The sequence below is a fragment of the Pseudomonas sp. PDM19 genome, assembly GCF_014852215.1.
GTDB lineage: Bacteria > Pseudomonadota > Gammaproteobacteria > Pseudomonadales > Pseudomonadaceae > Pseudomonas.
Genome location: NZ_JACVBG010000002.1, coordinates 919502 through 944590 on the forward strand (window position 1 = coordinate 919502; position 25089 = coordinate 944590).

Consider the following 25089-nt stretch of genomic DNA (forward strand, 5'->3'; position numbering starts at 1 on the left):
AGGTAATGTCCCAAGCCTCCGTTGTTGACAGTCAGGTTCCGGCCAAGGTCGGTGCCGACGCGCCGAAGAAGCCGCTGCTCGGCCTGACTTTCCTCGAGAACCTCGCGGACATGCCGGTGCTGCGCCAGGTCGGCCTGCTGGTCGGTCTCGCCGCGAGCATCGCCATCGGTTTCGGCATGGTCCTGTGGTCGCAGCAGCCGGACTACAAGCCGCTGTACGGCAGCCTCAACGGCGTCGACGCCAACAAGGTGGTCGAGGCGCTGTCCGCCGCCGACATCGGCTACAAGATCGAGCCCAACTCCGGCGCGCTGCTGGTGAAGGCCGACGACCTGGGCCGCGCGCGCATGAAAGTCGCCGGTGCCGGCCTGGCTCCGACCGACAGCAACGTCGGCTTCGAGATCCTCGACAAGGAACAGGCGCTGGGCACCAGCCAGTTCATGGAAGCGACCAACTACCGTCGCGGCCTGGAAGGTGAGCTGGCGCGCACCGTCTCCAGCCTCAACAACGTCAAGGGCGCCCGCGTGCACCTGGCGATCCCCAAGAGCTCGGTGTTCGTCCGTGACGACCGCAAGCCCAGTGCCTCGGTGCTGGTCGAGCTTTACCCGGGCCGCACCCTGGAGCCGAGCCAGGTGCTGGCCATCGTCAATCTGGTCGCCACCAGCGTGCCGGAACTGGATAAATCCCAGGTCACCGTGGTCGACCAGAAGGGCAACCTGCTCTCCGACCAGCAGGAGCTCTCCGAGCTGACCATGGCCGGCAAGCAGTTCGACTTCACCCGTCGGATGGAAACCAACTTCACCCAGCGCGTACACAGCATCCTCGCGCCGGTGCTGGGCAGCGGCCGCTACAAGGCCGAGGTGTCGGCGGACGTCGACTTCAGCGCGGTGGAATCCACCTCGGAGTCGTTCAACCCGGACCAGCCGGCCCTGCGCAGCGAGCAGAGCAACAACGAGGAACGCCAGAACAGCAACGGCCCGCAGGGCGTGCCGGGTGCGCTGTCGAACCAGCCGCCGGGCCCGGCCAGTGCGCCGCAGACCACGGCGCAGAACAAGCCGGCAGACTTCGTCGCGCCGGGCCAGCCGCTGAAGGACGCCAACGGCCAGCCGATCATCGACCCCAAGACCGGCAAGCCGGAACTGGCGCCGTACCCGACCGACAAGCGCCAGCAGAACACCCGCAACTACGAGCTGGATCGCTCGGTGAGCTACACCAAGCAGCAGCAGGGTCGCCTGCGCCGGCTTTCCGTCGCGGTGGTGCTGGATGACCGCATGATCGCCGATCCGAAGACCGGCGAAGTCAGCCACCAGCCCTGGACCGCCGATGAGCTGGGTCGCTTCACCCGCCTGGTGCAGGACGCGGTAGGCTATGACGCCAGCCGTGGCGACAGCGTCAGCGTGATCAACGCGCCGTTCGCCCCGGAACTGGGCGATGAAATTGCATCGCCGCCGTTCTACTCCCAGCCATGGTTCTGGGACGTGGTCAAGCAGGTGCTGGGCATCGTCTTCATCCTGGTGCTGGTGCTGGGCGTGCTGCGCCCGGTGCTGAACAACCTGTCGGGCAACAAGAGCAAGGCCCTGGTGGCCGGTGGCGCAGCAGGCGAAGGTGGCCTGGGCGAGTTGGGCGGTCTGGAGGGCGAGTTGTCCGAAGACCGTGTGAGCCTCGGTGGCCCGGCCAGCATCCTGCTGCCCAGCCCGTCCGAGGGGTACGATGCACAATTGAATGCGATCAAGACACTGGTCGCCCAGGACCCGGGGCGCGTTGCCCAGGTAGTGAAGGACTGGATCAATTCCGATGAGTGAAGCGCGCATGAACGCCAAACTGAACAAGGTCGACAAGGCTGCCATCCTCCTGCTCTCCCTGGGTGAGACCGATGCCGCGCAGGTGCTGCGCCACATGGGCCCGAAGGAAGTGCAGAAGGTCGGCGTGGCCATGGCGCAGATGCGCAACGTGCACCGTGAGCAGGTCGAGCAGGTGATGGGCGAGTTCGTCGAGATCGTCGGCGACCAGACCAGCCTGGGCGTTGGCGCCGACAGCTACATCCGCAAGATGCTCACCCAGGCCCTGGGCGAGGACAAGGCGAACAACCTCATCGACCGCATCCTGCTGGGCGGCAACACCAGCGGCTTGGACAGCCTGAAGTGGATGGAGCCGCGCGCCGTGGCCGACGTGATCCGCTACGAGCACCCGCAGATCCAGGCCATTGTGGTCGCCTACCTCGACCCGGACCAGGCCGGCGAAGTGCTCAGCCACTTCGACCACAAGGTGCGCCTGGACATCATCCTGCGCGTGTCCTCGCTCAACACCGTGCAGCCGTCCGCGCTCAAGGAACTGAACCTGATCCTGGAGAAGCAGTTCGCCGGCAACGCCAACTCCACCCGCACCACCATGGGCGGCGTGAAGCGCGCGGCGGACATCATGAACTACCTCGACAGCTCGGTCGAAGGCGCGCTGATGGACGCCATCCGCGAAGTCGACGAGGACCTGTCGGGCCAGATCGAAGACCTGATGTTCGTCTTCGACAACCTCGCCGATGTCGACGACCGTGGCATCCAGGCGCTGCTGCGCGAGGTGTCCTCGGACGTGCTGGTGCTGGCGCTCAAGGGCTCGGACGAGGCGATCCGCGAGAAGATCTTCCGCAACATGTCCAAGCGTGCCGCCGAACTGCTGCGCGACGACCTGGAGGCCAAGGGCCCGGTGCGCGTCAGCGAAGTGGAAGGCGCGCAGAAGGAAATCCTCACCATCGCCCGCCGTATGGCCGAGTCCGGCGAAATCGTGCTGGGTGGCAAGGGCGGCGAGGAGATGATCTGACGTGGTACCGCCGGCCAAAGACGAAGACAAACTCAGCGAGCTGATCCGCGCGCGCGACGTGGCGGGCTTCGACCGCTGGTCGCTGCCCAGCTTCGACCCGGCGCGGCCGGCCCCGGAGCCTGAGCCCGAACCCGAGCCGGTAGTCGAGGAGCCGCCGCAGATCGAAGAGGTGCCCGAGGAAGAGGTCAAGCCGCTGACGCTCGACGAGCTCGAGGCGATTCGCCAGGAGGCCTACAACGAGGGCTTCTCCACCGGCGAGAAGGACGGCTTCCACGCCGGCCAGATCAAGGCGCGTCAGGAAGCCGACGCGGCGCTGCAACCGCGCCTGCAGAATCTCGAAACCCTGATGTCGCACCTGCTCGAGCCCATTGCCGAACAGGACCAGATGCTCGAACAGGGCATGCTCAACCTGGTGACCCACGTGGTGCGCCAGGTGGTGCAGCGCGAGCTGGCCACCGATTCCAGCCAGATCCGCCTGGTGCTGCGCGAGGCGCTCAAGCTGCTGCCGATGGGCGCCAGCAACATCCGCATCCAGGTCAATCCGCAGGACTTCGAACTGGTGAAGGCCTTGCGCGATCGCCACGAGGAAAGCTGGAAGATCATCGAGGACGACGGCCTGCTGCCCGGCGGCTGCCGCATCGAGACCGAACATTCGCGCATCGACGCCACTGTCGAAACGCGCCTGGCCCAGGCCGTGAAGCAGCTCTTCGAGCAGCAGCGCGACCAGGCGACCCACGCCCTGGAGCCAGACCTTCACGTGAACCTCGAAGCCGATCAGGGCGGCGCCGATGCGTCTTGATCGCGTCAGCTTCGCCCGTCGTCTGCAGGGCTACAGCGACGCCGTGAGCCTGCCGACCCAGCCTGTGGTGGAGGGCCGCCTGCTGCGCATGGTCGGCCTGACGCTGGAGGCCGAGGGGCTGCAGGCCGCCGTCGGCAGCCGCTGCCAGGTGATCAACGACGGCGGCTATCACCCGGTGCAGGTGGAAGCCGAAGTGATGGGTTTCGCCGGCAGCAAGATCTACCTCATGCCGGTGGGCAGCCTCGTCGGCATCGCCCCTGGCGCCCGCGTGGTGCCGCTGCCGGACTCCGGCCGGCTGCCCATGGGCATGTCCATGCTCGGTCGCGTGCTCGACGGCGTCGGCCGCGCCCTGGACGGCAAGGGCGGCATGCGCGCCGAGGACTGGGTGCCGATGGATGGCCCGATCATCAACCCGCTGGCGCGCGACCCGATCCACGAGCCGATGGACGTCGGCATCCGCTCGATCAACTCTCTGCTCACTGTCGGCCGTGGCCAGCGCCTGGGCCTGTTCGCCGGTACCGGCGTGGGTAAATCCGTGCTGCTGGGCATGATGACCCGCTTCACCAAGGCCGACATCATCGTGGTCGGGCTGATCGGCGAACGGGGCCGCGAGGTGAAGGAATTCATCGAGCACATCCTCGGCGAGGAAGGCCTCAAGCGCTCCGTGGTCGTTGCTTCGCCGGCGGACGATGCGCCGCTGATGCGCCTGCGCGCCGCGCAGTACTGCACCCGCATCGCCGAGTACTTCCGCGACAAGGGCAAGAACGTCCTGCTGCTGATGGATTCCCTGACCCGTTACGCCCAGGCCCAGCGTGAGATCGCGCTGGCCATCGGCGAGCCACCGGCGACCAAGGGCTATCCGCCCTCGGTGTTCGCCAAGCTGCCGCGCCTGGTCGAGCGTGCCGGCAACGGCGAGAAGGGCGGCGGTTCGATCACCGCGTTCTACACCGTGCTCAGCGAAGGCGACGACCAGCAGGACCCGATCGCCGACGCCGCGCGGGGTGTGCTCGACGGCCACTTCGTGCTGTCGCGCCGGCTGGCCGAGGAAGGCCATTACCCGGCCATCGACATCGAAGCTTCGATCAGCCGGGTGATGCCCCAGGTCACTACGCCCGAGCACATGCGTGACGCCCAGCGCTTCAAGCAGCTGTGGTCGCGCTACCAGCAGAGCCGCGACCTGATCAGCGTCGGCGCCTACGTGGCCGGCGGCGATCCGGAAACCGACCTGGCCATCCAGCGCTTCCCGATCATGCGCCAGTTCCTCCGCCAAGCCCTGGACGAGAGCCAGAACCTCGACGACTCGCGCCTGCTGCTGGATGCAGTCGTCAGCGGCAAGGCCGGCTGATGAAGCGGCCAGGAACTGCTTTGCGTAGGATGGGTGGAGCTTGCGATACCCATCGTCTTTCAGCTCGTGGCGAGATGCAGCATGGGTACCGCTCCGCTCCACCCGTCCTACGGCTCGTGGTGAGCCAATGAACCGCCGCGCCGAACGCCTCGCCCCGGTGGTGGACATGGCGCTCAAGGCCGAGCGCGAGGCCGCGCGCCAGCTCGGCCAGATGCAGGGCCAGCTGCAGCAGGCGCAGCGCAAGCTCGCCGAGCTTGAGCGCTACCGCTACGACTACCAGCAGCAATGGATCACCAACGGCCAGCAGGGTGTCAGCGGCCAGTGGCTGATCAACTACCAGCGCTTCCTCTCCCAGCTCGAAGGTGCCGTCGAGCAGCAGAATCGCTCGGTGGCCTTCCACGAGACCAACGTGGGCAAGGCACGGGTCATCTGGCAGGAGAAGTACGCGCGCCTCGAAGGACTGCGCAAGCTGGTGGAACGCTACCGCGAGGAGGCGCGCCTGGCCGCCGACAAGTACGAGCAGAAACAGCTCGACGAATTCGCCCAGCGCCTGAAGCCTTCCGCCGAGCAATAGCGATCGGGTTCCGCGGAACGCCGTGCTAGGCTCCAGTCAGTCTCCCCGGTTGGACTCCTTAATGCCTCTTCCCACGCCTGTGCCTGTGGATTTCCGGCACGTCTTCTCGCTGTGGCGCCTGAGCGCCGAAGGCGATCCGATCATCACGCCGAGCAGCCACCTGCTGCCGGTTCGCTGGCAGGGGCGCTCAGCCATGCTCAAACGCGCCCTGGACATCGACGAACGCCTGGGCTCGAAGGTGCTCGACTGGTGGGGCGGCGACGGCGCAGCGCTGGTCTATGCCTACGACGGCGACACCATCCTCATGGAGCGCGCCGAGGGCACGCAGTCGCTGATGCACATGGCGCTGAACGGCGAGGACGACCAGGCCAGCCGCATCGTCTGCGATGTCGTGCGAAAGCTGCATCAGCCACGGGAAAAGCCTCTGCCGGAGGTGATCGACCTGCGCGAGTGGTTCCGCGATCTCGCGCCTGCCGCCGGGCGCTATGGCGAGCTGTTCCCGCGTTGCCTGGAGACCGCCGAGGCGCTGCTGGCCAGCGAGCATGACCAGTGCGTACTGCATGGCGATATTCACCACGACAACATCCTGGATTTCGCCGAGCGCGGCTGGCGGGCCATCGACCCCAAGCGCCTGCATGGCGAGCGCCTGTTCGACTACGCCAACCTGCTGTGCAATCCGGACCTGCCGACCTCCCGCGAGCGCACGCGCTTCCTGCGCCAGCTCGACGTGATCGTCGAGCACGCACGCGTCGACCGGCGCCGCCTGCTGGAATGGGTGCTGGCTTTCGCCGGTCTCTCCGCCGCCTGGTTCCTCGACGATGGCATGGCCGCCGACAGCGACCTGAGCGTGGCGCACCTGGCCGCCGCCGAGCTGGACCGCATGGCATGCTGCGCCTGAACCGGGCCCTGTTGCAGGCGCATCCGCGGCTGATCAGCTCCGTCGTCATGGGTGTGCTGGTGGGGCTGGCGTGCTACCCGTTTGCGCCCATGACCCGTGTGTTGCTGGGCTGGAACTGCATGGCCTGGCTCTACGTGCTGCTGATCGGCTGGCTGGCGCTGCGCGCTGCGCCCGCGGAAGTGCGCCGCCTGGCCGAAATCGAGGACGAGAATGCCGAAGCGGTGCTGGTGCTGGTCACCGTTGCCGCCGTGGCCAGCCTGGTCGCCATCGTCGTCGAGCTGGCCACCGCCGGGCATGCCAACGGCAGTGAGAAGATCGTCCGCTACGCCTTTACCGCCAGCACGGTGCTGGGTTCCTGGTTCCTCATCGGTACCATCTTCACCATGCACTACGCCCGGCAGTTCTACTCGGCCGATGCGGCGAAACCAGCGCTGCGCTTCCCCGAGGGCGAGAAGAATCCAGACTACTGGGACTTCCTCTACTTCTCCTTCACCCTCAGCGTGGCGGTGCAGACCTCCGACGTTGAGGTCGCCTCGCGTGCGATGCGCAAGCTGGTGCTGGCGCACTCGGTGATCGGCTTCCTGTTCAATACCGCGATCCTGGGGTTGGCGATCAACATGGGGGCGGGGCTGATCGGCTAGCGTGGGTGATCAGGGTTGCAGCGTCTCGACAGCCAGCCTTAGCGCCAGCACGACGAAGGCGAGAGTGAAGCTCCAGCGGATCAGCGTCATCACCGCCGGACGCCCGATCACATAATCGCGTACCCAGGACGCCAGCAGCCCGTAGCCGATGAACACGATGAGGGTCATCAGCGCGAACACCAGGCCCAGCATCAGGAACAGCCCCCGCGTGTCCTCGCTGCCGGCCGGCACGAACTGCGGCAGAAAGGCCAGGAAGAACAGCCCGAGCTTGGGGTTGAGCAGGTTCAGCCAGAGCCCGGTGCCTACCAGCTGCGAGGTGCTGCGCGGGCTGCTGTCCGAATCCAGCGCCAGGGCGCCGCTGCCGCGAAACACCTGCCAGGCGATGAACAGCAGGTAAGCGGTGCCCAGCAGCCGGATGAGCTGGAAGCTGGCCGCGCTGGCCTGCAGGATCAGCGACAGGCCGAAGGTGGCGAGCAGCAGTTGCGGGAGCATGCCCAGCGTGCAGCCCAGCGCCGCGAGGGTGGCGGCGCGGGCGCCCAGGCCGAGACCGACGGCCAGGGTATAGAGTACGCCGGTGCCGGGCAGCAAAACGACGACGAACGCCGTCAGCAGGAATTCTGCGTTCATTCCCGTGGGTTTCCTGTGTGGAAGAAATGAGGCCGTGCGACCAGAGCAATCAGGGCGTTGACGGCTGCCTGAACGATGAGCGCCATTGCCCCGGTGTCAGCCCGAGCTGGCGGGCGAAGGCGCGGGTCATGTGCGACTGGTCGGCGAAGCCGGAGAGCAGGGCGGCGTCGGCCAGCGTGCGCCCCTCGCCGATGGCCTTGTGGGCCTGTCGCACGCGGTACTGCAGGAGGTAGGCGTGGGGCGTGGTGCCCAGTTCGCGGCGGAAGCGGCGCAGTGCCGCATAGGGCGTCAGCCCGGCAATGCCGGCCAGCTCCGCCAGCGCGGGAGCGTTGCGTGGGTCGTCGTGAATCCGTTCGAGCATGCGCGCCACGCTGCGGGAAGGGAGGGGCGCCACGCTCGTGTCTGGGCGCTGGTCGAGCAACTCGCCGAACAGGTCGAGCACGCCTTCGCTGGCTTCATCGGCACTGGCCCCCGGCAGGTGTTGCAGCAGGCTGGCAATGCGCTGGGCGAGTGGCGGGTAGGCAAGGGCAGGGAGGGTGAACTCGCGCTGGGCCATGTTGCCGCCGGCCAGTTCCGCCAGCAGCGCCGGTTCCACGTAGAGCATCCACCAGCGCCGCGGCGCGCCGCGCAGGGGAATGCCGTCGTGGAGTTCATTGGGGTTCACGGTGATGATGTCGCAGGGCCCGGCCTCGACCTGGCCGCGGCCACTCCACGAGCGGTGCCCGCCTTCGAGCATCACGCCGATGCCGTATTCGTCATGGGCGTGGCGCGGGAAGCTGCGCTGCGTGAGTATCTCGACGATGCGCAGGCCGGGCAGGGCGGTCGTGGTGCAGATCACTTGGTGGAGCATTGGGGCAGGCCTGCGGGAGCGGAGGGTGATAGGCAGAGTAGCCCCTCAGACCGGCGCCATCTTGAATGAAATTGACTTTCTTGGAGCCGGGAGCTTTCGGCGCGCGGTCTCGCCCTCACCCCAGCCCTCTCCCAGGGGGAGAGGGGGCCGTTCGGCAGGGATGCGGGCATCGGAGTCAGCTGGGAATGGAGGTGCAGGAAGGGCGCAGGAGTGGCGCCTGGCAGCGGATTGCTCCCTCTCCCTCCGGGAGAGGGCTGGGGTGAGGGGCCAGGGTGGCAGGCGCCTCAGAAGAACGGTCGCGAGGCCTTGAACATGAACGCCGAGTCGCAATAGGCGTTGTGTCCGGAGTAGGCGCTGCAGTCTCCGCCGGTGAGGCTGCTGCCGCTGTACGAGAAGTTCAGGTCGATGCCGTTCCAGGGGCGGCTGAAGTTCACCGACCAGTCGCCGAATTCGCTGACGCTGCCACCGCTGTTCAGGCTCACGGGGGAGGCGAGGTTGTAGGTGGAATACTTGAAGGTCACGTCGAAGCCGAGGTCAGGCTGCACGCCCAGGTCGGTGAACAGCGTGGTGGTGCTGCGCCCGGCCTGGGCGCTGTAGGCCGCGCCGAGACGGCTGCCGAATACCGAGAGGCCGCCGTACAGGGCCTGGCTGTCGTAGTCGGGTTGTTCCGGCCGGGTGTAGCGCAGTGTGCCCACTTCGTAGCCCAGCTTGCCGTCGCCCAGTGGGTGCTTGAAGCCGGCGTAGCTGTCGATCTCCAGCGGCTTTTCCTGCTCGATGTTCGAGGTCCAGCTGCCGACGTACCAGCCACTGTCGTGGGTGATGTCGAGGCCGCCCTGGGCGCTGTTGGCCTGGCCCGGCTGGACCAGCCCCTGGGCCATGCTGCGCGTTGGCGAGTTGGCGAACTTGAGTTCGAAATCGCCCAGTTCGCGCTGCATCACCTGGGCACCTGCGTACGGCGCCGCGCACAACACGCAGGCCGCGATGAGAATGGACTTGTACATGATCCCCCCTTCTTGCGGGTGCGACCCTTCCAAGGCCTCTTGCGAGCCTTCGCCCTGCGTCGCACGCGTAAAAGGGTAAAGGCATTCTCCGCGCCTGTGGCGACCGGCGGTCCATTAATCGACCTGCCGGGTACCGTTCGACCGGTCTGGCGAGGCGGTTTCCCATCGTTCGCCGAGGTTGCCGCTGTCACCGCTAGCTGCTACATCTTCAAGCTCGTGCGCGACCATCGATCGATAAGGAGAATCCCATGGCCATCACTTCCGTTCCCTCCGCTGACGGGCAGGAGCTCACCATCGTGGTCCAGGGACGTTTCGATTTCGGCGCACACCAGGAATTCCGCAATGCCTACGAGCGTGTCGAAACTACACCCAAGCGCTACGTGGTGGACCTGAAGGGCGCGACTTACCTCGACAGCTCGGCGCTGGGCATGCTCCTGCTGCTGCGCGACCACGCCGGCGGCGAGAGCGCGCAGATCAGCCTGGCGCACTGCAATCCGGACGTGCGCAAGGTGCTGTCCATCTCCAACTTCGAGCAGCTGTTCAGGATCAGCTGACGCGACGCGCTCTGCAGTGGCAACGGCCATGTCCGAACTCCTCACCGTCCTGATCGCCGACGACAACGCTGCCGATCGCCTGTTGCTGTCGACCATCGTCAGCCGCCAGGGGCATCGCGTGATCACCGCCGGCAACGGGCTGGAAGCGCTCGCGCTGTTCGCCCAGGAGCGCCCGCAGCTGGTGCTGATGGATGCGCTGATGCCGGTGATGGACGGCTTCGAGGCGGCGCGGCGGATTCGCCGGCAGGCTGGCGAGGAGCTGGTGCCGATCATCTTCCTCACGTCGCTGAGCGAGCCCGAGGCGCTGGTGCAGAGCCTGGAGGCGGGCGGCGATGACTTCCTCTCCAAACCCTACAACCGCGTCATCCTCGAAGCCAAGATCCGCGCCATGGGCCGCCTGCATCACCTGCAGCGGATGGTGCTGGAGCAGCGCGACCTGATCGCCCGGCACAACGAGCACCTGCTCAACGAGCAGCGGGTGGCCAAGGCGGTGTTCGACAAGGTGGCGCACTCGGGTTGCCTGAACGCGGCGAACATCCGCTACCTGCAATCGCCCTTCGCACTGTTCAACGGCGACCTGCTGCTGGCGGCGTTCAAGCCCTCCGGCGGCATGCACGTGCTGCTCGGCGATTTCACCGGCCATGGCTTGCCGGCGGCCATCGGCGCCATGCCGCTGGCCGAGGTGTTCTACGGCATGACCGCCAAGGGCTACCCGATGGCGGACATCCTTCGCGAGATGAACGCCAAGCTCAAACGCATTCTCCCGGTGGGCGTGTTCTGCTGCGCCGCGGTGCTCAACCTGAGTTTCCAGCGCGGCCTGGTGGAGGTGTGGAATGGCGGCCTGCCCAACGGCTACCTGCATCGCCACGCCAGCGGCGAACTGCAGCCGCTGGTGTCGCGGCATCTGCCGCTGGGCATTCTCGACCCGTCGGCCTTCAGCGACCATGTCGAGGTCTACGCGATGGAGGAGGGCGACCGTGTGTTCCTCTTCTCCGATGGCGTGCTGGAGGCGCGCAATGCCACGGGCGAAGCCTTCGGCGAGGAGCGCCTGCGCCAGGTGTTCGGCGAGGGCCTCGCGCCGTCGCGCCTGTTCGACGGCATCCAGGCGGCGGTGGCGCGTTTTCGCGGTGAGGCCCAGGACGACGTCAGCATGCTGGAGATCGCGCTGGTCCCCGAGGACTCGCTGCAGCACCCGCCGCTGGCGTTCTCCGACAACGGCCTGAGCAGCCCGCTGGACTGGTCCGCCAGCTTCGAATTCCGCGCGCCGACTCTGCGCAACTTCAATCCGCTGCCCTTCCTGTTGCAACTGCTGATGGAAGTGCAAGACCTGCGCCCGCGCGGTGGTGCGCTCTACACCGTGCTCGCCGAGCTGTACTCCAACGCCCTGGAGCACGGCGTGATGGGCCTGGACTCCTCGCTCAAGTGCGATGCCGCCGGCTTCGCCCGCTATTACCAGGAGCGCAGCAAGCGCCTGTCCACCCTGCGCGACGGCTTCGTGCGCTTCCATCTTGATCTCGCCCCCCACGGCGATGGCGGGCGCCTGCTGGTGCGGGTGGAGGACAGCGGCGATGGTTTCGATGTGGGCGCAGTGCTGGCTTCGCAGAGGGCCGCCGGTAGCCTCTGCGGGCGCGGCCTGACGCTGGTCCGGCAGTTGTCTGACCGCTGTCAGTGGTCGGGCGACGGCAAGGCGGTCTCCGTGGAGTTCTTCTGGTCGGCTCAGGCATAATCGGAGCCTTCTTGTCCCCCGCAGGGTGGCGAGCCGTCTTTCAGGGAGTGCCCAATGTCCGAGCCGCATCTCGATGGCGCCGTGCTGAGCAATTTGCTGTCGATCATGGAAGACGAGTATCCGCTCCTGGTGGAAACCTTCCTCAGCGACTCCGAGGAGCGCCTGCGCAGCATCCGCGAGGCCTCCGCCGCCAGTGATGCGCCGGCCTTGCGCCACGCCGCGCACAGCTTCAAGGGCAGTTGCGGCAACATGGGCGCCTCGGTACTGAGCAGCCTGTGCAAGCGTCTCGAGGAGGCCGCGCGGCAGAACGACCTGGCCGGCGCGCAAGGCCTGATCGGCAAGGTCGAGCACGAATTCTCCATCGTCCGCACCCTGCTGTTGCCCGGTCGCCCCTGACCTTTTCCGAGTTGGCCCGCGCCTTGCTATCTCCGTGTTGGATATTCACATCAACGGAGAACTCCGATGGCTGTCGCCCCGGATATTTTATTGACGTCGACGCCTGACACCCGGCCCAAGGCGGCGCTCTCCAAGTCTGCGCAAAGTTCGTCGAACAGCAGCAGCGACAAGGGTTCCAGCTTCGCCGACGTCTACGCCAAGGAGCAGCGGCCAGCCGCCAGCGAGCGCGCCGACAAACCGGTGAAGGCGAAGAACGACAAGCCGCGGGACAGTGCCGACAAGGACACCGCGAGCAAGGATTCCACCGCGCCGGCTGCCGCCGACCAGCCAAAGGTTGCCGAGGACGGCAAGGCCTTGCCGGCCGATGGCGCCAGCAAGGCGGAGGAGAAGGTGGCGGATACCGAGACCAGCCCCGACGCGACCCTCGACCCGCTGCTGATGCTCGGTATGACCGGCCAGCTGCCGGAGCCTGAGGCGCCGCCGCTGGTGGTCAGCAGCGGTACCAGCCCGCTCACCGATGCCAGCAGCGATGGCGATCTGCAGAAGCTCAACGAGATTCCGGGGGTGAACCTGACGCTCGCCGTGGGCGCTGACGACCAGGCCCAGCAGGCGCAACAGACACAGCTCGCTGGTCATCTCGGCGCCAAGGCGGGGGACAAGTCACTGGATGCCAGCGGCAAGAACGATCTGTCCGCCGCCCTGGCTGCGCTGACCTCGGACTCGACTGCCAAGGGCTCTGAAACCAAGCTCGCTGAAGGCGCGCTGAAAGATGGCGCCGACCTCATCCAGCAGTTGGCGGACGTGCAGGCCGACGCCAAGCCGGAGATGCCGCGCAACGAGGCGTTTGCCGCACGCCTGGAGTCGCTGACGCAGGCGCTGAACACGCCGCAGGCCATGACCAGTCGCCCGGTGAACCCGTTGGTGCCAGGGCAGGCGGTGTCCGTGCAGCAGAACGGCTGGACCGACCAGGTGGTGGACCGGGTGATGTGGATGTCCTCGCAGAACCTCAAGTCGGCCGAGATCCAGATGGACCCGGCCAACCTCGGCCGCCTGGAAGTGCGCATCCACATGACCGGCGACCAGACCCAGGTGAACTTCGTCAGTGCCAACGCCAACGTCCGCGAAGCGCTGGACAGCCAGCAGCACCGTCTGCGCGAGATGTTCAACCAGCAGGGCATGCAGCTGGACGTGAACGTTTCCGACCAGTCCGCCCGTGGCTGGCAGCAACAGCAGCAGGGCGACGGTCGTGGCAGCTCGCGGAGCGTGGCGGGTAGCGGTAGCGGCGACGATGAGCCGATGATCAGTGGCGTGTCCGAGATCCGCCCGCAGACGGCTGCGCAGGGCAGGGGATTGGTGGATTACTACGCGTGATCGGGTGGGAGCCTTCCGGGGGATGCTGTGCTGCCTGGAGGCGCCCCCTCCCTGACCCTCCCCCTGAAGAGAGAGGGGCCTTGTTCGGCGCGTGCTGAAAGATCGGCGCTCGCCGGATGGCACAATGCCAAGAACGGCACGGTTAGCTCCCTCTCCCTTCGGAGCGGGGCGCGCAGCCAGGGCTGGGGAGAGGGTATAAGCCCGAGCGCCAGGTTTTACCTTGCTCGCGAACCGCCTCAATACCCGACCTATCCGGCTCAGAGGAAAATTCTTACTCCTCCCCGTGACATCCTCCGTCTAGCCTGTAATATCCGCGGCGTCGCCAGTAGGACTCCTGCAAACTGGCACAGCCCTTGCTGCTACCCCGGTATCAGCGCATCGCGCCGCAAAAGTGACGGATTATTGGCATGGCCAAGAAAGAACAGACGCCTTCTCTCCCCGGTGGCCAGGCGCCCGGCAAGGGCAAGCTGAAGCTCATCATCATCATCGTGCTGGCCTTCCTGCTGGCGGTGGGTGCGTCGGTGGGCGGTACCTGGTTCTTCCTGCACAAGAGCGCCAAGCCCGACGAAGCCGAGGCCAAGGCCGCGGAACACGCCGAGCCGACGAAGAAGCAGGCGGTCTACGAGATTCTCGCGCCGTCCTTCGTGGTCAACTTCAATCAGAACGGCCGCCAGCGCTATCTTCAGGTGGCCGTTGCCCTGATGGGCCGCGAGCAGGCGCAGATGGATGCCCTGCGCGAGCAGATGCCGCTGGTGCGCAACCAGCTGGTGATGCTGTTCTCCAGCCAGAATTTCGACAATCTGGTGACCCCGGTCGGCAAGGAGATGCTTCGCCAGCAGGCCACGTCCAGTCTTCAGGAACTGGCGAAGAAGGCGACCGGTCAGTTGACCGTGGAGCAAGTGCTTTTCACCAATTTCGTATTGCAGTAGGTACCCGCCATGGCCATGCAGGATCTACTTTCCCAGGACGAGATCGACGCGCTGTTGCACGGCGTCGACGACGGCCTGGTGGAAACCGAGTCCGACGTCGAGCCGGGGGCGATCAAGTCCTACGACCTGACCAGTCAGGACCGCATCGTCCGGGGCCGCATGCCGACCCTGGAGATGATCAACGAGCGGTTCGCCCGCTACACCCGCATCAGCATGTTCAACCTGCTGCGTCGCTCGGCGGATGTTGCCGTGGGCGGCGTGCAGGTGATGAAGTTCGGTGAGTACGTGCACTCGCTGTACGTGCCCACCAGCCTCAATCTGGTGAAGATGAAGCCGCTGCGCGGCACCGCGCTGTTCATCCTCGACGCCAAGCTGGTGTTCAAGCTGGTGGACAACTTCTTTGGCGGTGACGGTCGTCACGCCAAGATCGAGGGGCGCGAGTTCACCCCCACCGAGCTGCGGGTGGTGCGCATGGTCATCGAGCAGGCCTTCGTCGATCTCGCCGAAGCCTGGCATGCGGTAATGCCGATCACCTTCGAGTACGTGAACTCCGAGGTGAACCCGGCGATGGCCAACATCGTCAGCCCCAGCGAAGTGGTGGTGGTCTCCACCTTCCATATCGAACTGGATGGCGGCGGCGGCGACCTGCACATCACCCTGCCGTACGCGATGATCGAGCCGATCCGCGAGATGCTCGACGCCGGTTTCCAGTCCGACGTGGACGATCAGGACGAACGCTGGATCAACGCCCTGCGCGAGGACATCCTCGACGTCAACGTGCCGCTGGGCGCCACCGTCGTGCGTCGTCAGCTCAAGCTGCGGGACATCCTGCACATGCAGCCGGGCGACGTGATCCCGGTGGAGCTGCCCGATCACATGATCATGCGCGCCAACGGCGTGCCTTCCTTCAAGGTCAAGCTGGGTTCGCACAAGGGCAACCTGGCGCTGCAGATTCTCGATCCGCTCGTGCGCCCGCGCTGAGCGAATCCCAAGAGGACACACCATGTCAGACGAAGAAAACGTAACTCCCGAAGAGCAGGCGCTGGCCGACGAGTGGGCCGCGGCGCTCTCCGAATCGGGTGACGCCAACCAGGACGACATCGATGCGATGATGGCCAGTGCCGCGGCTCCGGCTGTGCCCGCCGCGCCGCGCGCGCCGATGGAAGAGTTCGGCATGGCGCCCAAGGCACCGACCATTGCCGGGCTCGAAGGCCCGAACCTGGACGTGATCCTGGATATCCCGGTGACCATTTCCATGGAGGTCGGCCATACCGACATCAGCATCCGCAACCTGCTGCAGCTCAACCAGGGCTCGGTGATCGAACTCGATCGCCTGGCCGGCGAGCCGCTGGACGTGCTGGTCAACGGCACCCTGATCGCACACGGCGAAGTGGTGGTGGTGAACGAGAAGTTCGGCATCCGCCTCACTGACGTGATCAGCCCCAGCGAACGCATCAAGAAGCTGCGCTGACATGGGCCGCCTGCTCTCCAGCGTTTGCGCCCTGCCGTTGCTGGGTCTGTCCCTGCTCGCCCTGGGCGAGGAGGCCAAGGCGCCGGCATCCAACCCGGCCATCGTCCATGCCAGCTCCACGCCGAGCCTCATCACCGGTAGTGCCGGCGCGCAGCTGATGCAGTTGCTGCTGGGCCTGGTGCTGGTGGTCGGCCTGATCTTCCTGCTGGCCTGGCTGGTGCGCCGCGTGCAACAGGTCGTGCCGCGCGGCAACCAGGCGATCCGCCTGATTTCCAGCCAGTCCCTCGGTCCGCGTGATCGGCTGGTGCTGGTGCAGGTGGGCGAGGAACAGGTGCTGCTGGGCCTGACGCCCGGTCGCATTACCCCGCTGCACGTCATGCGCCAGCCGGTGCATGCCGCCGAATCGGAACCGGCGCAGCCGGAATTCGCCCAGCGCCTGCTGGAATTGCTGAACAAGGACAAGGGCCGCCCGCAGTGACCCGTTCGCCGAACCTCTCCGTTCTGATCGGTGCGCTCAAGTCAGTCGCGCCGCTGCTCCTGGGCCTGCTGGCGCTGATGGCGCCGCAGGCCTTCGCCGCCGATCCGACGCAGCTGACGGCGATCACCGTGACCACCAATCCGCAGGGGCAGCAGGAATACTCGGTCAGCCTGCAGATCCTGCTGATCATGACCGCGCTGAGCTTCATCCCGGCGTTCGTCATGCTGATGACCAGCTTCACCCGGATCATCATCGTCTTCTCCATCCTGCGCCAGGCGCTGGGCCTGCAGAGCACGCCGTCGAACCAGGTACTGATCGGCCTGGCGATGTTCCTCACCTTGTTCGTCATGGCGCCGGTGTTCGACAAGATCAACACGACTGCGCTGCAGCCTTACCTGAGCGAGCAGATCCCCGCGCAGGAAGCACTTACTCGCGCGGAAGTGCCGCTCAAGGCCTTCATGCTGGCGCAGACCCGGCAATCGGACCTGGAGCTGTTCGTGCGGCTGTCCAAGCGCACCGACATCGCCAGCGCCGACGCCACGCCCCTGACCATCCTGGTGCCGGCGTTCGTCACTTCGGAGTTGAAGACTGCGTTCCAGATCGGTTTCATGATCTTCATTCCGTTCCTGATCATCGACCTGGTGGTGTCCAGCGTGCTGATGGCGATGGGCATGATGATGCTGTCGCCGCTGATCATCTCGCTGCCGTTCAAGATCATGCTGTTCGTCCTGGTGGACGGCTGGGCATTGATCATCGGCACGCTCGCCGGCAGTTTCGGGACGGTCTAGCGATGAACCCCTCTGCTGAACGACAGGAGCAGCCATGACCCCCGAAGTCGCCGTCGACCTGTTCCGTGAAGCGCTCTGGCTGACCGCCGTGATGGTCGGCATCCTGGTGCTGCCCAGCCTGCTGGTGGGCCTGATCGTGGCGATGTTCCAGGCCGCCACGCAGATCAACGAGCAGACCCTGAGCTTCCTGCCGCGCCTGCTGGTGGTGCTGCTCACCCTCATCGTGCTGGGCCCCTGGCTGCTGCGGCAGTTGATGGAATACACCCAGTCACTGATCACCAGCATCCCGACGCTGATCGGCTGATGCTCGAGCTCAGCAACGCGCAGATCGGCGGCTGGATCGGAGCCTTCCTGTTCCCGTTGTTCCGCATCGCCGCCATGCTGATGGTGATGCCGATCATCGGCACCCAGCTGGTGCCGACCCGCGTGCGCCTGTACCTGTCCGTGGCGATTGCCGTGGCGCTGGTGCCCAACCTGCCGCCGATGCCACAGGTGGATGCGCTGAGCCTCAAGGCGATGGTCTACATCGCCCAGGAAATCCTCGTCGGCGCCATGCTCGGCTTCGTCCTGCAGCTGATGTTCCATGCCTTCGTCATTTCCGGGCAGATCATCTCCATGCAGATGGGCCTGGGCTTCGCGTCCATGATCGATCCCACCAACGGCATCTCGGTGCCGGTACTGGGGCAGTTCTTCACCATGCTGGTGACCCTGCTGTTCCTCTCCATGAACGGCCACCTGGTGGTCTTCGAGGTACTGGCGGAAAGCTTCACCACGCTGCCGGTGGGCGAGGGGCTGTCGAGCAACCATTTCATCACGGTGGCCGGCAAGCTCGGCTGGGTGCTGGGCGCAGGTCTGATGATCGCCTTGCCGGCGATCACCGCGCTGCTGGTGGTCAACCTGGCGTTCGGCGCCATGACCCGCGCGGCACCCCAGCTGAACATCTTCTCGATCGGTTTCCCGCTCACCCTGATCATGGGCTTCGTCATTGTCTGGATTGGCAGTGCCGAGATTCTCACCCAGTACCAGGCGCTGGCCAGTGAGGGCCTGCGCCTGCTTCGCGAACTCGTGGGGGCCCACTGATGGCCGAAAACGACAGTAGTAGCGAAGACAAGACAGAGGAACCTACCGAGAAACGGCGCCGCGACGCGCGCGAGAAGGGGCAGCTCCCTCGGTCCAAGGAGCTCAATACCCTGGCCGTGCTGCTCGCTGGCGCCGGAGCCCTGCTGATGTTTGGCGCCAGCCTGGCCGATGCGCTGATGCGCCTGATGCGCGGCAGCTTCGAGCTGGACCGCGCCACGGTGATGAACAGCGAGAGCATGCTCAACCTGTTGATCGCTGGCGGCAAGATCGGCGCCGATGCGGTCTGGCCGGTCCTGGCGGTGTTGCTGGTCGCGGCGCTGGTCGGCCCGGTCGCGCTGGGTGGCTGGCTGTTCTCCGGCGAAGCGCTGGCCCCCAAGTTCAGCCGGCTCAATCCGCTGGCCGGGCTCAAGCGCATGTTCTCGCTGCGCTCGCTGACCGAGCTGCTCAAGGCCCTGGCCAAGTTCGTGCTGGTGCTGATCGTGGCGATCCTGGTGCTCAAGTCCGATCAGGACGACCTGTTGGCCATCTCCCACGAGCCGCTGGAACAGGCCATGGTGCACAGCGCACGGATCGTCGGCTGGAGCGCCTTCTGGCTGGCCTGCAGCATCATCTTCATCGCCGCCGCGGACGTCCCCTTCCAGCTCTGGGACAACCGCAAGAAGCTGATGATGACCAAGCAGGAGGTCAAGGACGAGTACAAGGACTCCGAGGGCAAGCCGGAGGTCAAGGCCAAGGTCCGCCAGATGCAGCGCGAGATGGCCAACCGGCGGATGATGCAGGCGGTGCCCGAAGCCGACGTCATCATCACCAACCCGACGCACTTCGCCGTGGCCCTGAAATACGACGCGGAGAAGGGCGGGGCGCCCAGGCTGCTGGCCAAGGGCAACGACTTCATGGCGCTGAAGATTCGCGAGATCGCCCAGGAACACAAGGTCACGGTGCTCGAGTCGCCGGCCCTGGCGCGGGCGGTCTACTACTCCACCGAACTCGACCACGAGATTCCTGCTGGCCTGTACCTCGCCGTGGCCCAGGTGCTGGCCTACGTCTACCAGCTCAAGCAGTACCGCGCGGGCAAGGGCAAGCGTCCGGGACCGATGCCGAACCTGCCGATCCCGCCGGATTTGCGACGCGACGAGTGATTCGTCGGCGCTGCTGCTGCGTTAGGATGGTCGGCTCGTGCCCGGCGTCAGAGATGCCGGGCAGCCTGTTCTGCCAAGGGAAAGTGCCATGTTGCAAGGAGCCTTGTTCCAGGGGGCCGGCGCGCGTTTCGCGTTCTGGCTGCTCTTCTGCCTGCTTTGCGCCCCGTTCGCCTGGGCTGCCGAACCTGTCGACGGCGGCGTGCTGCTGCCGCTGAACGAGCGTGTGGTGGATGTCACTGGCACGCTGGATCAGCCCACCAAAACCCATCTGATCGACAAGCTCAAGGCCCTGGAGGACCGGCGCGGCGCGCAGATCGCCGTGGTGATGTTGCCGACCGTGGGCAAGATGGGCATCGAGGCCTTCTCCAACAAGCTGTTCAACCTCTGGAAGCTCGGCCGCAAGGGCGTGGATGACGGCGTGCTGCTGGTGGTGGCAAAGGACGACCACCTGATGCGCATCGAGGTCGGCTATGGCCTGGAAGGCGCGATTCCCGACGTGCTGGCCGGGCGCATCATCCGTGAGCGGATGGCGCCTGCCTTCCGCCAGGACGACTATGCCGGCGGCATCGAGTCGGCGGTGGATGCGCTGATCCTGCTGGTGGATGGCGAGGCGTTGCCTGAGCCGGCCCCCGAACCTTTGACGTTCCCGCTGCAGGCGTGGCTGCTGCTGGCGTCCTTCGTGGCCGGTGGCGTGGGTGGCGTGCTGCTTGCCGCACGGCGGATCGGCTGGCGCGGCGCACTGGCGTTCTGCGCGGTGGTGGTCGTGCTGGTGGGCATATTGTCCGGCAGCAAGGATGCCCTGGGAGTGGCTGCCATCACGCCGATCTGCCTGCTGGTCGGCGGCGCCACCTTCGGCGCGCTGTGGACGGCGCGTGTGGTGTTCTACAGCGTGCTGGGGCTGATCGCCTACTGCATCCTGCTCGGCTTCCTGACGCCGCGTTTCGGCGGCCTGCTGTGGGTTTATGCGCTGGTTGCGCCGGTTCTGGTGGCGGTGCTGGCAGGCTTGTGGTGGCTGGCGATTTCGTACATGCGCGCCGTCTGGCGCGAAGATGGACGCAAGGCTTTCTACCGGCGTCTATGGGTATTCCTTGGGCTATATCTGCTGATTGAATTCTTTGCCGGTGCGCCAATCGCGCCAATGCTGCTGGTAGGCCTATTGCCGATCATGTGTCTGCCGGCGCTGGCGGTATTCGGTTTCGGCAGGAACATGGGCGATTCGGGGACGAGTGGGGGCTCTTCGTCTGGTGGCTCTTCCTCCGGCGGCGGCTCGGGCGGCGGATTCTCCGGTGGCGGTGGCTCCAGTGGTGGTGGCGGTGCGTCGGGTAGCTGGTGACGGCTTGATTCCTCAACTTTCCGGGTTGCCAAGCCCGCACCTTCAGGGAAAGAAGGCGTGAATATCTGGATTCGTTACGCTCTGTATCTGTTAATCCTGCTCGCCTCGGCGGGTGTCCGGGCCGAGGTGCCTGCCGACGTGGCCCACCTCGCGGCGGCGGGGCTCGCTGCCGCGCCTGACGAAGCCGACAGTGAGGCCGAGCTTCCTCGGCTGATTCCGGTGCCCGAGCTCAAGAGTCCGGTCACTGACGTCACAGGCACCCTCGGCAGCGACTGGATCGCCGCGATGAAGCAGCGGCTGCTGGCATTGCAGCAGCGCAAGGGCTCGCAGATCGCCATCCTGATGGTGCCCAGCACCGGCGAGGACAGCATCGAGCAGTTCGCCTCGCGCGTCTTCGAGCAATGGCACCTAGGCCGGCAGGGCGTGGACGACGGCGCGCTGGTGCTGGTGGCGAAGGAAGACCGGACCATGCGCATCGAGGTCGGTTACGGCCTGGAAGGGGCGATTCCCGACGTGGTCGCCGGGCGCATCATCCGGGAAGAAATGGTTCCGGCATTCCGCAATGGCGACTTCGCCGGTGGCATCGAGAATGCAGTGAATGTGCTGGAGCGATTGATCGATGGCGAGACGCTGCCTGACGAGCGCCGTAGCGGCGGCCTGACCAGGGAAGGCTGGCTGCTGCTGATCGGACTGGTCGGCGGTGGTGTGGCCGGTGTCGTGCTGCGCCGCCGCTGGCTGGGGGTGAAGGTCGTGCTGCCGACGCTGGCGGTGGCGACTGCGCTGATGGCCGCCAGCGCGGGGCTGAGAAGCCTGCCGATGCTGCTCATGGCCATTCCCTTCAGCATGCTCTTCGGCGCCGGCATCGGTGCGCTGGCGGCGGGCTCGCGCCTTTCGGCCGGGATAGTCGGCGGTATCATCGGCTACCTGCTGGCGTTGGTAGCCTGTTCTTCGTACTTCGACGGCGGCGATGTGGCGCTCTATTGCCTGGCCTTGCCCATTGGCGGCTGCATTGGCGTGGTGTTGCTCTGCCTGCCATTCGTGCTCGCGTACAAGACCTGGCAGCGTAGCCGCGTGGAGTTCGCCATTCGTCTGGTGGTGGCGCTGCTCATCGCCGGTGCGGTGATCCATGTGTCCGGCGTCCTGCAGCAACCCTGGGTATTCCCCGATTCGCTGGTCCTGCTACCCATGCTGTTCTTCCCGCTGCTGTTCGCCTTCGTCTCCGGCGGCTCGCCTTCCGGGGGCTCCGGGGGTTCCAGCAGCGGTGGCGGTGGTTCGTCGTCCAGTGGCGGCAGCAGTTACTCCGGTGGCGGTGGTTCCAGCGGCGGAGGCGGTGCCTCCGGGAGCTGGTGACCGGCCTAAAGACAGGGGAACCTTTCGCCGGGACGTGCCAGTCGAACCTTCGAGGCGAGGGCACCAGCCTTCGTGCGCCGGGACACTGCGCGGAGAAGGACGATGAGCGAAGCGGGACACTTCAGGGTGCTGGCGATGGCGGTGGGCGTCGGTCTGTGCGGCGCGTGCGCGCCCGATACGCCGACGACGCAGTATCGCCTGCAGGTCTGCGGCACGCAGCACGAGGCGCAGGTGACGGATCGCTGGTGGGGCTCGCTCTATGTCGCCCAGCTCAGCGGCGACAACCAGTTGGTGGTTGGCGTGCCGCTGGCGGTGCAGGGCGAGGGCGGTCGCCCGGCGACGCTAACCGCGCAGTTCCACCTGACCACTGCGCAGGACCAGTTGCGCGTCGATCCTTCGAAGCTTTCCGGGCGCTACGCCATCGGTCCGCAGCGCGAGGGCCGGGCAAGGCTGGGTGAGGGCGCGGCGGTACTGTTCCAGGAGGCGCCCGAGGATGCCCTGCGCGCCAGCCATGGCGAGCTGGTGATCGACCGCGTGGAGATCGTCCGCAGCGAGGACGACACCGAGTACGGCGTGATGTCCGGGCACTACCGTTTCGAGGCGCGAAGTGACGCCAACCAGTCCACCTGCGCGGTGGCGGGCAGCTTCAAGGACGGCACTTTCAAGCTGGTGAAAGACAGTTCCTGAAGCGTTTCGAAGAAGTTGGAACGCTTCCTGCAAAACCCTGTGCGGATGCCCGGTTGGGCGTCAAAAGTTTGATCCGGTGGCCGGCTCGGTCACCAACGCGCAGGGGAAATTCGGGTGGATCGTACGCAACTGATCGGCACTGTTCGCAGCAATCTGGTAGGGCTCAGCCGGGGCAACCTCGGCGTGCCGCTGCTGTTGCTCGCCATGCTGGCGATGATGACCCTGCCCATCCCGCCGTTCCTGCTGGATGTGCTGTTCACCTTCAACATCGCCCTGTCCATCGTGGTCCTGCTGGTCAGCGTGTACGCCCTGCGCCCGCTGGACTTCGCCGTGTTCCCGACCATCCTGCTGGTCGCCACCCTGCTGCGCCTGGCGCTGAACGTCGCGTCCACCCGCGTCGTGCTGCTGCACGGCCACGACGGCCACGCGGCTGCGGGCAAGGTGATCCAGGCCTTCGGCGAGGTGGTGATCGGCGGCAACTACGTCGTCGGTATCGTGGTCTTCGCGATCCTCATGATCATCAACTTCGTGGTGGTCACCAAGGGTGCCGGGCGTATCTCCGAGGTGAGCGCGCGTTTCACCCTCGACGCCATGCCCGGCAAGCAGATGGCCATCGACGCCGACCTCAACGCCGGCCTGATCGAGCAGGCGGAAGCCAAGAAGCGCCGCGCCGAAGTGGCCCAGGAAGCCGACTTCTACGGCTCGATGGACGGTGCCAGCAAGTTCGTCCGCGGTGACGCCGTCGCCGGCCTGCTGATCCTCTTCATCAACCTCATCGGTGGCGTGGCCATCGGCATGATCCAGCACGCGATGAGCTTCGGCGACGCCGGCAAGGTCTACGCCCTGCTGACCATCGGTGACGGCCTGGTGGCGCAGCTGCCCTCGCTGCTGCTGTCCACCGCCGCCGCGATCATGGTGACCCGTGTCTCCAGCTCCGAGGACATGGGCCAGCAGGTCAACCGCCAGATGTTCGCCTCGCCCAAGGCGCTGGCGATCTCTGCCGCCATCCTGATCGCCATGGGCCTGGTCCCCGGCATGCCGCACGTGTCCTTCGTGGGCCTGGGTGGCCTGGCCGCTGCTGGCGCGTACCTGATCTGGCACCGCCAGCGCCAGGCCAGCCAGAAGGCCGAGCAGGAAGCCCAGACCCAGCAGGAACTGCTGCCCGCCCAGCGCGCCGAGCAGACCAAGGAACTGGGCTGGGACGACGTGACCCCGGTGGACATGGTCGGCCTGGAAGTGGGCTACCGCCTGATTCCGCTGGTGGACCGCAACCAGGGCGGCCAGTTGCTGGCGCGGATCAAGGGTGTGCGCAAGAAGCTGTCTCAGGACCTGGGCTTCCTGATGCCGTCGGTGCACATCCGCGACAACCTCGACCTGTTGCCCAACGCCTATCGTTTGACGCTCATGGGCGTCAGCGTGGCGGAAGCCGAGATCTACCCGGACCGCGATCTGGCGATCAACCCCGGCCAGGTGTTCGGCACCCTCAACGGCATCGCTGGCAAGGACCCGGCCTTCGGCCTGGAAGCCGTGTGGATCGAGGCCTCGCAGCGTGATCAGGCGCAATCGCTGGGCTACACCGTGGTCGATGCCAGCACCGTGGTCGCCACCCACCTGAACCAGGTGCTGCACAAGCATGCCCACGAGCTGCTGGGCCACGAGGAAGTCCAGCAACTGATGCAGCTGCTGGCCAAGACTTCGCCCAAGCTCGCCGAAGAGCTGGTGCCGGGGATGATTTCCCTGTCGACGCTGCTCAAGGTCCTTCAGGCGCTGCTGCAGGAACAGGTGCCGGTACGTGACATCCGTACCATCGCGGAAGCCATCGCCAACGTCGCGGTGAAGAGTCAAGATCCCGCCGCGATGGTGGCGGCAGTTCGCGTCGCGCTGTCCCGCGCAATCGTGCAAACCATTGTGGGACTAGAGCCGGAGCTGCCTGTGATCACTCTGGAACCCAGGTTGGAACAGATATTGCTCAATAGTCTTCAGAAGGCCGGACAGGGCTCCGAAGAAGGCATGTTGCTGGAACCCGGAATGGCCGAAAAGCTGCAACGCTCGATGGTTGAAGCGGCGCAGCGTCAGGAGATGCTCGGCAAGCCGGCGATTCTGCTGGTGGCAGGTCCCATCCGCGCGATGATGTCGCGATTCGCCCGGATGGCGGTTCCCACCATGAACGTGCTGGCTTACCAGGAAATCCCCGACAACAAACAAGTCACGATCGTTGCCACCGTTGGGCAGAATTGATTGAGG

General features: G+C 66.0%; 26 protein-coding genes. 23 read left to right on the top strand and 3 right to left on the bottom strand.

The features are described from left to right. Positions 1-5: 5 nt before the first annotated feature. The 7 genes from fliF to IB273_RS12645 all read left to right on the top strand — a co-directional run bounded on the left by fliF (position 6) and on the right by IB273_RS12645 (position 7065). Positions 6-1799, top strand: coding sequence for a flagellar basal-body MS-ring/collar protein FliF (fliF, locus tag IB273_RS12615; protein ID WP_081519276.1), 1794 nt, complete (start codon positions 6-8; stop codon positions 1797-1799). Then, positions 1792-2808, top strand: a complete 1017-nt coding sequence (gene fliG / locus IB273_RS12620; RefSeq protein ID WP_045212107.1) for a flagellar motor switch protein FliG — start codon at positions 1792-1794, stop codon at positions 2806-2808. The genes fliF and fliG overlap by 8 nt, the downstream gene beginning before the upstream one ends. Before the next feature lies 1 nt (position 2809). Next, positions 2810-3607, top strand: coding sequence for a flagellar assembly protein FliH (fliH, locus tag IB273_RS12625; RefSeq protein WP_151187846.1), 798 nt, complete (start codon positions 2810-2812; stop codon positions 3605-3607). Continuing rightward, complete coding sequence (gene fliI, locus IB273_RS12630) at positions 3597-4952, top strand: flagellar protein export ATPase FliI (RefSeq protein ID WP_081519278.1); 1356 nt, start codon at positions 3597-3599, stop codon at positions 4950-4952. Before fliH ends, fliI begins: the two co-directional genes overlap by 11 nt. 127 nt (positions 4953-5079) lie before the next feature. Next, entirely contained in the window at positions 5080-5526 is a 447-nt protein-coding gene (fliJ, locus tag IB273_RS12635) for a flagellar export protein FliJ (RefSeq protein WP_081519279.1), read from the top strand. A gap of 61 nt (positions 5527-5587) precedes the next feature. Then, positions 5588-6424, top strand: a complete 837-nt coding sequence (locus IB273_RS12640; RefSeq protein ID WP_151187845.1) for an aminoglycoside phosphotransferase family protein — start codon at positions 5588-5590, stop codon at positions 6422-6424. Continuing rightward, positions 6412-7065, top strand: a complete 654-nt coding sequence (locus IB273_RS12645) for a DUF1345 domain-containing protein (protein WP_192224196.1) — start codon at positions 6412-6414, stop codon at positions 7063-7065. The genes IB273_RS12640 and IB273_RS12645 overlap by 13 nt, the downstream gene beginning before the upstream one ends. A 9-nt stretch (positions 7066-7074) precedes the next feature. Here IB273_RS12645 and IB273_RS12650 read toward each other — a convergent pair whose 3' ends face one another. The 3 genes from IB273_RS12650 to IB273_RS12660 form a co-directional block, all read right to left on the bottom strand. Further along, complete coding sequence (locus IB273_RS12650; RefSeq protein ID WP_192224197.1) at positions 7075-7692, bottom strand: LysE family translocator; 618 nt, start codon at positions 7690-7692, stop codon at positions 7075-7077. Between the two features lie 49 nt (positions 7693-7741). Further along, positions 7742-8542, bottom strand: coding sequence for an AraC family transcriptional regulator (locus IB273_RS12655; protein WP_192224198.1), 801 nt, complete (start codon positions 8540-8542; stop codon positions 7742-7744). Positions 8543-8826: 284 nt separating this feature from the next. Further along, entirely contained in the window at positions 8827-9543 is a 717-nt protein-coding gene (locus tag IB273_RS12660; RefSeq protein WP_081519283.1) for a TorF family putative porin, read from the bottom strand. Between the two features lie 248 nt (positions 9544-9791). Here IB273_RS12660 and IB273_RS12665 point away from each other — a divergent pair, with 248 nt between their 5' ends. The 16 genes from IB273_RS12665 to flhA all read left to right on the top strand — a co-directional run bounded on the left by IB273_RS12665 (position 9792) and on the right by flhA (position 25083). Further along, positions 9792-10097 carry an STAS domain-containing protein gene (locus IB273_RS12665; RefSeq protein ID WP_151187840.1) on the top strand — a complete coding sequence of 102 codons (306 nt, stop codon included), beginning with the start codon at positions 9792-9794 and terminating at the stop codon, positions 10095-10097. A gap of 28 nt (positions 10098-10125) precedes the next feature. Next, the gene (locus IB273_RS12670; RefSeq protein WP_192224199.1) at positions 10126-11823 is read left to right on the top strand and encodes a SpoIIE family protein phosphatase; all 1698 of its coding nucleotides are present in this window, start codon (positions 10126-10128) and stop codon (positions 11821-11823) included. Between the two features lie 54 nt (positions 11824-11877). After that, entirely contained in the window at positions 11878-12219 is a 342-nt protein-coding gene (locus IB273_RS12675) for an Hpt domain-containing protein (protein ID WP_151187839.1), read from the top strand. Between the two features lie 66 nt (positions 12220-12285). Then, positions 12286-13590, top strand: a complete 1305-nt coding sequence (locus IB273_RS12680) for a flagellar hook-length control protein FliK (protein ID WP_192224200.1) — start codon at positions 12286-12288, stop codon at positions 13588-13590. Positions 13591-13997: 407 nt separating this feature from the next. Further along, the gene (fliL, locus tag IB273_RS12685; protein ID WP_192224201.1) at positions 13998-14519 is read left to right on the top strand and encodes a flagellar basal body-associated protein FliL; all 522 of its coding nucleotides are present in this window, start codon (positions 13998-14000) and stop codon (positions 14517-14519) included. Positions 14520-14528: 9 nt separating this feature from the next. Continuing rightward, entirely contained in the window at positions 14529-15500 is a 972-nt protein-coding gene (gene fliM, locus IB273_RS12690; RefSeq protein ID WP_081519289.1) for a flagellar motor switch protein FliM, read from the top strand. A 22-nt stretch (positions 15501-15522) separates the two neighbouring features. Next, positions 15523-15990, top strand: coding sequence for a flagellar motor switch protein FliN (fliN, locus tag IB273_RS12695; protein ID WP_081519290.1), 468 nt, complete (start codon positions 15523-15525; stop codon positions 15988-15990). Position 15991: 1 nt separating this feature from the next. Continuing rightward, on the top strand, positions 15992-16468 hold the full coding sequence (fliO, locus tag IB273_RS12700) for a flagellar biosynthetic protein FliO (RefSeq protein ID WP_081519291.1): 477 nt from the start codon (positions 15992-15994) through the stop codon (positions 16466-16468). Between the two features lie 77 nt (positions 16469-16545). After that, positions 16546-17256, top strand: a complete 711-nt coding sequence (fliP, locus tag IB273_RS12705) for a flagellar type III secretion system pore protein FliP (protein WP_225594669.1) — start codon at positions 16546-16548, stop codon at positions 17254-17256. Between the two features lie 34 nt (positions 17257-17290). After that, a complete protein-coding gene (fliQ, locus tag IB273_RS12710) occupies positions 17291-17560 on the top strand; it encodes a flagellar biosynthesis protein FliQ (protein WP_045212070.1) in 270 nt (89 codons plus the stop codon). Further along, complete coding sequence (fliR, locus tag IB273_RS12715; protein WP_081519293.1) at positions 17560-18336, top strand: flagellar biosynthetic protein FliR; 777 nt, start codon at positions 17560-17562, stop codon at positions 18334-18336. Before fliQ ends, fliR begins: the two co-directional genes overlap by 1 nt. Further along, a complete protein-coding gene (gene flhB / locus IB273_RS12720; protein ID WP_192224202.1) occupies positions 18336-19475 on the top strand; it encodes a flagellar biosynthesis protein FlhB in 1140 nt (379 codons plus the stop codon). The genes fliR and flhB overlap by 1 nt, the downstream gene beginning before the upstream one ends. Positions 19476-19512: 37 nt before the next feature. Next, positions 19513-20808, top strand: a complete 1296-nt coding sequence (locus IB273_RS12725) for a TPM domain-containing protein (protein ID WP_318652478.1) — start codon at positions 19513-19515, stop codon at positions 20806-20808. 57 nt (positions 20809-20865) lie between these two features. Next, the gene (locus tag IB273_RS12730) at positions 20866-22158 is read left to right on the top strand and encodes a TPM domain-containing protein (RefSeq protein WP_192224203.1); all 1293 of its coding nucleotides are present in this window, start codon (positions 20866-20868) and stop codon (positions 22156-22158) included. A 102-nt stretch (positions 22159-22260) separates the two neighbouring features. Then, positions 22261-22845, top strand: coding sequence for a hypothetical protein (locus IB273_RS12735; protein ID WP_192224204.1), 585 nt, complete (start codon positions 22261-22263; stop codon positions 22843-22845). A 114-nt stretch (positions 22846-22959) separates the two neighbouring features. Then, positions 22960-25083 carry a flagellar biosynthesis protein FlhA gene (flhA, locus tag IB273_RS12740; RefSeq protein ID WP_151187833.1) on the top strand — a complete coding sequence of 708 codons (2124 nt, stop codon included), beginning with the start codon at positions 22960-22962 and terminating at the stop codon, positions 25081-25083. The last annotated feature ends 6 nt before the right edge of the window (positions 25084-25089 follow it).